Genomic DNA, 6975 nt, shown 5'->3' with positions numbered 1-6975 from the left:
GGCCCCAGCGACATTCCCACGTTCTCCGTTGTGCGCAAACACGGCGGGCTCGCCTATGCCGTGTATCCGCCGGGATCGACAGAGCGCTTTGCGCAGGTCGATGATTTGCTGAAAACGGGGCGCGTCGATTCCTGCGGCCCTGCTGATTATCGCGCGGGCGGTCAAACGGATATGTGGCTGCAGCGGCAGGTGACCATCATTGCAAATCGGATGGTAGAGGAACGACGGCGAAAACTCGAATCGAAAACAGCGCGCAGCCCGCAGCATGGAGAATGAAGGCTGCTGTGCCTTTGCCGCTCGCGTGTCGCAGCGTTTTTCATGGAATAGTCTTTGGATTCGACAACATGATCCGCCCTATAGATTGAAAATAATGCGTGTTCGAAGAACACCCTTTCTATAAAAAACCAATAGTGTAGGAAAGTTAATATGTACTTGTTAAGTGTAGCGGGCATCATAACAGCGGCCCTTTTTCATGGCGCTTTTTCTTTCACCGATGATGGACAGACAATACAGATCATGGAAAATGATACGCCCGTGTTGCATTATCGCTATGTCCCGGGGGAGCGCCCCTTTATCGTTTCTGAGGGCTATCGACGAGCAGCCTATATTCATCCGCTCTTTGGGCTGGACGGTGAACCATTGACCCAAGATTTTCCCCTAGATCATTTCCACCATCGCGGCATCTTTTGGGCATGGCCCGATAGCAGCTTAGGCGAGCGTCGCGCCGACATTTGGCTTCTCGACGGTATCCGCGAAATCCACAAAGATTGGGTAGTTCGCGAGGCTCATGAAAACCAAGCTGCCTTGGGCGCTGTCACGCACTGGGTCTATGATGATGCGCCTGACAAGCCTGTCATGGAAGAAACAATGCGAATGGTGGTTCATGCTGCCCAAAAAGATTCCCGCGCCATTGATTTTGAATTGTCCTTTAAAAATATAAGTGATGAGGTGTTTACACTTCGCGGCAGCCAAACAGATCACAAAGGCTATGGCGGCTTTTGTATTCGACCTGATGCCTCCCGCGCTCCCTTTCTTTTTACGTCGGCAGCAGGGGAGAGCCCCGATGATCTTTTGGAATTGAATTCGCCTTGGGTTGATATTTCCTATGTCAAGAAAAAGAAAAGTAAAGACTATTCAGGGACCGCTATATTTCAACATCCCCACAATCCCGGATATCCCCATCCCGGATGGATACTGCGTCACTATGGATTTTTAGGTCAATCTTGGCCGCACCGGGAAGATCATGTGATGAAGCCCGGCGATTCGTTTACCTTACGCTACAGACTTTTCATCCATCGCGGCAATGCGGCAGAAGCGGATGTAGCCGGGGCTTTCCATGGCTACGAAAAAGAATGCCAATAAAAAGCGGATCAAAAGAAGAATATCCCATTGCGCCGGCCGCTAGCACTTCATAACCTTCCCAACAATACAAAGGATTTTGCATGAAAGAAATAGTATTCGATATTCAACGCCGTGTTGTAGCCCATAAGACGGTGGAATCATGGCAGACCATTCCCCATGCCGGTTTGGTCATTGATCTCGATGTAACGGAAGTGCTCAGCTTTGTTGATGCCTTACGTCAGAAGGAAGAATACCGAGACATCCGCATTACCATGAATTCGGTCATCTTGAAGATCATTGCGGAAAGTATTAAAGAATCCCCTGAAATCAATAGCTCCATATCCTATTCCAATAAAAACGGCTCCGGTAAAGTACTGTACCGCGACAGCATCGATATTGCCGTACCTATGGTGACCAAAGAGAAGCGCATGATCACGCCTATTGTGCGCAATCTGGACCGTTTGTCCCTTCCCGATGTATGCCGTGCCATGGACGAGTTGAAACGGCGCGCCAACAATACACCTATCGATTTGCTCCTCGTTGAGGTGAGTCTTCTCGATACGAAAGAACGATTCTTTAAGGGGCAGTTCCTGAGTATTTTAAGACGCATTTGGGCAAACTTTTTCAGCGCGCAACGTATCTCCATGCCGCCTCTAAAAGAACGCCGCCGTTTCGCCCGGGTTCCACTCACAGAAAGATTGGGTCCTGCCGATCTGCTTGATGCCACTACACTGGTGTCCAATGGCGGCACGCTTGTCCCGGGGCTTCCTTGTCATTGCGTCTTGCTCGAAATCATTCCGCCGCAAATTACGGCCATGGGGCTTACAGGAATTCAAAGAAAGCCCATGGTTATGAAAAACGAAGCGGGCGAAGAAAGTGTGGCTATCCGCAGTATTATGCCAATGACCTTCTATATAGATCATCGCGCCCTGGATTTTGAACATGTCGTCGGTTTTCTACACCGATTACATGGGCTTTGCGCGGAGCCCGAGGAATTGATCACGCTATAAGTGCATTGCGCCACGGGGCGCTCAGGTTTTGTGGACAATCCATAAGCGAGTCTGCGGCGTTAAGGCGATAGATTCTCCTCCTTCAAATCCCGCCTCATCCGTCCAAGCTTGGATTTCATCATAGCTGTAAGTATTTCCGCCCTCGGTGTGTACCAACATATGCAGCGCAAACATCAGGCTAAAAGGCGGGCCTGAACGGTCGTTTTCCACTATGAAATCCTTGATCAAAAGCATTCCGCCCGGCTCCAGCGCATGATAGACTTTGCGAAGCAGCGCGGCATTGTCTGCTTCGCTGAAGCTGTGAATCAAATTCGAGATGAAGACGAAATCATAGCCCGTGCCGAGATCATCGTTGAGACAATCACCGGTAATGAAATCAATACGATGAAGGCACTGCGCCGCTGCGCATTGCTCCTTGGCAATTTCTACCACATCCGCCCGATCAAAGAGGGTCGCTCTTAGGTTGGGATAGGCTTGGGTAAAGGCAATCGAATAGGCTCCGGGCCCGCCGCCAAGGTCGAGCATATGTCCATAGGGCGACAAATCCATGGTGGACAACACGGCTTGCGCACTCAGTTGAGCGGTATTTGCCATGCCGAGGATAAAGTTGCGCAGGGATTCGCCGCTTCGCTTTTCGCTTGATGCCAAACCGCGTCCGGTCCGCACACGCTCATCTAGGGTGGACCAATGCTCCCAACTGCCGAGATTATGTTTAATAATGTCCCCTTGATAGGCTTGTCCTTTTTTCGCTAGGGTGGCAAAGGCGATGGGCGCATTGCTGTAGCGGCTTTCGTCTTTCTTAAGCAAACCACAGGCAACCAAACCATTCAGCATCAGGGATACACCCCGTTCGCTCCATCCTAAGGACGCGGCCACGGCCTCGCTGTCTTGGGGCGTTTCAAGGAGATCAAAAATACCGGCTTTGACTGCCGTGAAAAGTAACTGAGACTTTTTGTATCCGTTGGAAATGGTGTTTACAAAAGTGGTCCACTCACGTATTTGTTCGGAATCAGGCACGGTTCACCTCATTACAGTACTGATAGGGATTAGCCCAGACGTTCGGGGGGCGGCTCCGTCAAATCAAATTCATCTTTTTCAGGTGCCTCCACAGCATCGGGAATCTCTGTTGTTGAAGAGCCGGATTCCTGAAACTCCGAAGGCGCTGCGTCACGTGGTGCCGCATCGGGCGCGGTTGCGGCAGCATCGCTTTGTTCGGAATCAGATGTCGCCGCTGCAACGTCACTTTCTTCTGAATCAGACGCTGTCGCTGTATCCTCGCCGGACTCCTCTTCTTTTGCCGGAAGCTCCTCTTCTCCGGGAGGCGTTGATCGCACAGGCGCGTAGGTATAAGAAGAATCATCTTGGCGGTCGGTAGGATCCACGTTCGACGAGGTGGATGGGGTGGATTTGTTATCGAGAACGTCTGATAAATCGGTCTCCTTGGACAGTTTATCAATATAGCTTTCTGTTTCTGAGGAGAGTTTTTTGATCTCTTTTTTTAAAGGATTTAGTTCTTTTGTGACTTCACTTTGGATATCATCCATATAACCGCGAATGTCACGCATGGTACGTATGGCGATTTTTGCAAAGTCGGGAAATTTTTCAGGGCCAAATATGATTAACGCGATCACACCGATCAAAATCATTTCGCCCATGCCAATGCCAAGCATGATCGGATTTCCTTTATTCCGTTACTTTCGCCTGTTTGCGACGCACTACCAAATAAGAGCCCAAAATACTAAGCTCGTACAAGATCACCAAAGGGGTCACCATGACTATCATGGAAACGGGATCGGGAGGGGTCAAAATAGCGGATAAAATTGCCATGGCAACAATCGCTATTTTCCGATACTGTTTCAATCCTTGCGGTGTCAGCAAGCCCATATACACCAAAATCAAGACGACCATGGGAAATTGGAATGCCGCGGCGAATCCAAAAAGTAAAATTACAATAATGTTTAAGGTTTCATTGAGTCGCAGTTGAACGAGAACGCCTTCAGGTATCCATTCCAGAAGATAGGGCAATACGACGGGGAAGACGCCAAAATAGGCAACGCTCACGCCCGCTAAAGCGAGCAGACTACAGCCGAATATTAATATTTGGATAACACGTCGTTCATTATCGAATAAACCGGGAAAGATAAAGGCGCAAAGCTGCCACAAAATGAAGGGAAGGGCAAGTAATAAACCGCCGTAACCGGCTATCTTAAATTTGACAACAATAAATTCAAGGGGATTAAGGACGGTCCATTGAACCTTGTCTATTGCTTTTTGGGGAAGCTCTGCAGCCGCCGCTTCGGCATCAGCACCTTCGGTAATTGCTTCCGGATCAGCGTCTGTGACGATGATACCGCTTTCGTTCAAAGGTCTGAGCGGCCAAGATAGGAGCGAAAAGATCTGGTTCGATAAGGCATAACAAATGATCACAGCTGCCAAGAGGGCAACGCATGACCGTATGAGACGGGTACGCAATTCTCCGAGATGCTCGGTAAAACTCATTCTTTTTTCATCACGAGACACGGAAAACACTCCTATGCATAGTGCCTTGGTTTAAAGCGCAGCCCCTTTTCTTATCGTATCGGTATTTCGTAACAATGGGCAATCTGTATGTGTTGCAAACAAATGAGGGGGAAGAGGGGATGCCGCCGACGGAAGAACCATCGTCAAAAAACTTACTTCTCAGATTGGGGCGTAGTACTTCGGACACGATCACGCAATTCTTTTCCCATCTTAAACTTAACAGTACGCTTCGGCTTTGCGATTACCGTTTCTCCACTGCGTGGATTCCGTGTCACCCGTGCGGCACGTTCCTCAATCTGAAATACTCCAAAACCGCGGATCTCAATACGTTCGCCTGTCCCCAAGATATCCAATACCGTTTCCAGAAAACTCTCTACATAGCTTCGGGCTAAATCGGGATCTATTTTCATGCGTTTGGCCAAACGCATTACTAAATCATGTCTGGTCACAATTGTTCATCCTGTAAGTATGGTATTGCGTGTTTCGGGTTTTGAATAAAGAGAAACAGTCCAATTAACGCATTCCAAGCGCACTCTTGTACATAGTACCAATGCCGCCAATATCAAAAATTACTACGATCGCAATAACGGCGATGATTGCGCCGATAATAAGAACAGTTTTGAGCGTGGCGGGATCCATACCGCCGCCTCCGCCTCCGCCGCCGCCTGCAGCCAGATCGTTTGTGGCAAGATAAATCTTTTCGCCTTGTTCGGCGCGCGCTTTTTTGTCTTCAATTACGCCTAGGGTTTCATAAATGGCGATGAAGGCACGGTGCCATTCGGTCTGTAGCTTTTTAAGCGCCACTTCTGACTGGGAATAGATAGCTTCAAGGTTGGTCGCACCGGAAACAATGTTCATGGTGTTACCGTCCAAGCTGTAATCGTCCACCAGGGTCTGTTGCAGTACGCGGTGCTGACGGGCCAATTTGCTTTTGATCTTGAGGAACTGATTCTCAAGTTGGGCTTTATTCACGCCGGGATTTGGATAGGTCGTGAGGATTTGGTTGAACAGCAACCAGTCATTCATAAATTCGCGGCAAAGGTCAACACGGCGTTCAAGCATTTGAACCGTACGTAATTGTTTTTTGCTGAGTGCCATAATAAAGTTAATCTCCTTTTAGAAGCGGGCTCCACATCACTTCAGAATAGTTAATTTAGCATAAGCAGGACATAAAATTAAAGAAAGACTTCTAGCTGCGAACTGCCCTGTCGAAAATAAAGCCGGTATTAAAGCGCTCCGGCAATATGTCATTTAGATAGCAAATCAGTTTGAATCTCGTGACACAAAACAGGGTACAGACCATATACATGCGTTGAACCACCCTGTTGTTCCGATTATTTGCAGCAACACATATTGTTCCAATGCGTTATTATAACACAAGTCCGGATATTGTAATCCTATTCTAGATAGGCTTTTCCCGCCCTTTCCGATTAAGGGGTATCTTCCCCTAACAATAAACGCAGCACCATGGTTGCTTGGTGATGGGCGGCCACACCTACCCGCGGTGCCATAAGCCCTCTGTCCGGCTGCGCCTCGGTCTTTTCATCGCCGCAAAGGTAGAGATTAGCGCCCAGTCGTCGCGTACGTATTTCATTGGCACTGCCAAATCCTGCCATGCCGGAAGCAGCAACAATTTTCGTGTCGGGAAGGGCGCGCAGCACCGTCTCGATCAACATGGCCTTTTCTGCTGCTATATCAAAGGCTTCCACTATCACGGGGCAGCTTTGGAAAAGGCTCGGGATATTTTTCGGAGTCAGGCGCAGTGCATGGGCGCTGCATGTTACCGTTGGGTTTATCCGGCTCAGGATGGAGGCGAGGGCATCGCTTTTCTTGAGCCCCACCTGATCGACAAAATATTGTTGTCGGTTCAAATTGCTTACATCGACGACGTCAAAATCTACCAAGATGAGATTACCCACGCCGAGGCGTGCCAACGCAATGGCTATGGTTGAGCCGAGACCGCCTAAACCGGCAATGGCGACAGAAGCCTTTTTAAGAACCTTGTGAATCTCAGGGGTGTGGCGCTCCGCCATCATGGTTTCCAGTTCTTCGTTCGAAGGAATGGGTCTCTTGTTGAGAAACGGTTTCATAGGCTGTTCCATAG

At 49.0% G+C, this 6975-nt stretch carries 9 protein-coding genes; 3 read left to right on the top strand and 6 right to left on the bottom strand.

Annotation, left to right across the window (positions count from 1 at the left end):
- The 3 genes from GX117_00475 to GX117_00465 all read left to right on the top strand — a co-directional run.
- The coding region (locus GX117_00475; protein NLO31820.1) for a haloacid dehalogenase-like hydrolase at nt 1–276 on the top strand (276 nt) is incomplete at its 5' end.
- A gap of 150 nt (nt 277–426) precedes the next feature.
- Nucleotides 427–1362, top strand: a complete 936-nt coding sequence (locus GX117_00470) for a hypothetical protein (GenBank protein ID NLO31819.1) — start codon at nt 427–429, stop codon at nt 1360–1362.
- Nucleotides 1363–1442: 80 nt separating this feature from the next.
- Entirely contained in the window at nt 1443–2351 is a 909-nt protein-coding gene (locus GX117_00465; protein ID NLO31818.1) for a 2-oxo acid dehydrogenase subunit E2, read from the top strand.
- A 21-nt stretch (nt 2352–2372) separates the two neighbouring features.
- On the opposite strand, the gene GX117_00460 is transcribed toward GX117_00465, so the two are convergent.
- The 6 genes from GX117_00460 to thiF all read right to left on the bottom strand — a co-directional run bounded on the left by GX117_00460 (nt 2373) and on the right by thiF (nt 6973).
- Nucleotides 2373–3368 carry a methyltransferase domain-containing protein gene (locus GX117_00460; GenBank protein ID NLO31817.1) on the bottom strand — a complete coding sequence of 332 codons (996 nt, stop codon included), beginning with the start codon at nt 3366–3368 and terminating at the stop codon, nt 2373–2375.
- Nucleotides 3369–3397: 29 nt separating this feature from the next.
- Complete coding sequence (locus tag GX117_00455) at nt 3398–4021, bottom strand: twin-arginine translocase TatA/TatE family subunit (protein NLO31816.1); 624 nt, start codon at nt 4019–4021, stop codon at nt 3398–3400.
- Between the two features lie 13 nt (nt 4022–4034).
- Nucleotides 4035–4871: a twin-arginine translocase subunit TatC gene (tatC, locus tag GX117_00450; protein NLO31815.1), complete on the bottom strand. Its 837-nt coding sequence runs from the start codon at nt 4869–4871 to the stop codon at nt 4035–4037.
- Between the two features lie 152 nt (nt 4872–5023).
- Nucleotides 5024–5320 (bottom strand): integration host factor subunit beta, encoded by a 297-nt coding sequence (locus GX117_00445; protein NLO31814.1) that lies wholly within the window; start codon nt 5318–5320, stop codon nt 5024–5026.
- Between the two features lie 64 nt (nt 5321–5384).
- The gene (locus GX117_00440; protein NLO31813.1) at nt 5385–5969 is read right to left on the bottom strand and encodes a hypothetical protein; all 585 of its coding nucleotides are present in this window, start codon (nt 5967–5969) and stop codon (nt 5385–5387) included.
- Between the two features lie 332 nt (nt 5970–6301).
- The gene (gene thiF / locus GX117_00435; GenBank protein NLO31812.1) at nt 6302–6973 is read right to left on the bottom strand and encodes a sulfur carrier protein ThiS adenylyltransferase ThiF; all 672 of its coding nucleotides are present in this window, start codon (nt 6971–6973) and stop codon (nt 6302–6304) included.
- Nucleotides 6974–6975: the final 2 nt, after the last annotated feature.

Source organism: Candidatus Hydrogenedentota bacterium (genome assembly GCA_012523015.1).
Lineage (GTDB): Bacteria > Hydrogenedentota > Hydrogenedentia > Hydrogenedentales > CAITNO01 > JAAYBJ01.
This window is presented reverse-complemented; position numbering and strand designations above follow the sequence as displayed.

What these genes read in the sequence shown, in the direction of transcription:
- GX117_00470 (NLO31819.1), top strand. Translation starts at nt 427, where the DNA reads ATGTACTTGTTAAGTGTAGCGGGCATCATAACAGCGGCCCTTTTTCAT.
- GX117_00455 (NLO31816.1), bottom strand. Translation starts at nt 4,021, where the DNA reads ATGCTTGGCATTGGCATGGGCGAAATGATTTTGATCGGTGTGATCGCG.
- GX117_00440 (NLO31813.1), bottom strand. Translation starts at nt 5,969, where the DNA reads ATGGCACTCAGCAAAAAACAATTACGTACGGTTCAAATGCTTGAACGC.
- thiF (NLO31812.1), bottom strand. Translation starts at nt 6,973, where the DNA reads ATGGAACAGCCTATGAAACCGTTTCTCAACAAGAGACCCATTCCTTCG.
- GX117_00465 (NLO31818.1), top strand. Translation starts at nt 1,443, where the DNA reads ATGAAAGAAATAGTATTCGATATTCAACGCCGTGTTGTAGCCCATAAG.